This is a genomic window from Endozoicomonas sp., from assembly GCF_051008435.1.
Classification (GTDB): domain Bacteria; phylum Pseudomonadota; class Gammaproteobacteria; order Pseudomonadales; family Endozoicomonadaceae; genus Endozoicomonas_A.
Window position 1 is genome coordinate 1 of the sequence record NZ_JBPCXO010000221.1, and the last position, 1,418, is coordinate 1,418.

Annotated in this window: 1 protein-coding gene and 2 pseudogenes; 1 reads left to right on the forward strand and 2 read right to left on the reverse strand. The window is 47.2% G+C overall.

Annotated features, from left to right (window positions below):
• The coding region (locus ACR2PX_RS11445) for a hypothetical protein (protein ID WP_433999492.1) at positions 1-182 on the forward strand (182 nt) is incomplete at its 5' end.
• A 28-nt stretch (positions 183-210) separates the two neighbouring features.
• Here the strand turns inward: ACR2PX_RS11445 and ACR2PX_RS11450 are convergent.
• A pseudogene (locus ACR2PX_RS11450) lies at positions 211-297 on the reverse strand (SEC-C metal-binding domain-containing protein); the annotation flags it as partial.
• A 129-nt stretch (positions 298-426) separates the two neighbouring features.
• Positions 427-1,143, reverse strand: a pseudogene (locus tag ACR2PX_RS11455) (DUF1186 domain-containing protein); the annotation flags it as partial.
• Positions 1,144-1,418: the final 275 nt, after the last annotated feature.

The window sequence follows — 1,418 nt, forward strand, 5'->3', positions numbered from 1 at the left end:
CGGCTGACACATTTTCTCGTCATATTCATGCTTATTGCCTGGATCTGACGAGAAAATGCTGTCATGGCGGAAAAAGAGCTAGCGAGAAGCCGACGAGCGATGTTCGTTTATTTTCGTACACATCAAAAATCGAACAGTTCTGTATTTCCAAGGCCTTCAGCCTTGTCAAAGAGGCCTTATGAATTTTCCGGGCCAGGAGCCTGTCGGGTGTTACTTCCCACAGCACTTCTTGAATTTTTTACCACTGCCGCAGGGACAAGGATCATTACGCCCCACTTTGGGTAACTCTCTCACGAGGGTTTCCTGCTTTTCAGCCATTTGGAAAAATTCCTCAACCTCACCCTCTATACTCTCGGGTGATCCAAAGAGTTCGCTAAGGTCAAAGTCCTCAAGACCGTCATCGTCACCTTCGGCCTGAAAGCAGTTATGGCTTTGCAATTCAGCGATTGCATCAGTGATATAATCCCGGTGAAACGATAAGCCAAACTCATCCGCTTCTCCTGATTGCAGGCTCTCCTCCACCTCATCAAAGCCGATAAACTCTGACATTTCAGGCCATTGCTTATAACAGTTCCGAATGCTTTCGAGCAGATCTGAGAAGATCATTATCTCGCAGATGTGGGTCAGACTGATACGGAGGTATCCCCCCTCATAGTTCAACCCACCGTCCAGCATACGACGACAATATTCATGAAGCGCTGACTTATCCCATTGCCCCCGACACACCAGCGTCAGCAGAGCATAGAATGCGCCAGAGCGAATATAGTCCGAGGATTCAGGGTTCTCAGCCAAGGTCTGAAGAGGTATGACATCACCATCACAGACAGAAGCCAGGATACGACTCAAACCTTCTTCTCCCAGTATCCAGTCAGTATCTCCATCCAGCTTGTTTAGCAGCCTGATCAGTGGCTTATAGGCTTGAACTTCTCGAAACTGAGCCAGCAGAAACAGGGCAACCACCAGAAAGTCGGTTCGCAGATTTTCTATAGCGTCCTCGGGATCAGTCCCTACCGTTTCCAGGTAGTCCATTAACTGAGGAGTCACTTCTGCCTGTTTGTTTATCAGCGTTTCCAGAGCCTCTTTTGGAAATACACCTTGCTCATGATGAGAAAGGGTTTCAATGGCCTGTTCAAGGTCAGTCATACGACTTCTGCCTTTTTAATATCTAAAAACAATGATTGCAAAAACTGAGCAATCAAACCAAAAACCCTGATGGGTCGATTACAGGGATTAGCTCTGGCGCATCGAAAAACAGCTTTCACCCTTCATAACATTCCATCGGATGGATTCGTTATACCAATCGAATTTTCTAACTACCGTAATGAGCATGGCAAGCTGGACATCAGAGCAAGGCGGAACGACGAGTAATAGCTAGCTATTGCGAGGAGTTCCAACGCAGGGCTGTTGTTCAGATTGCC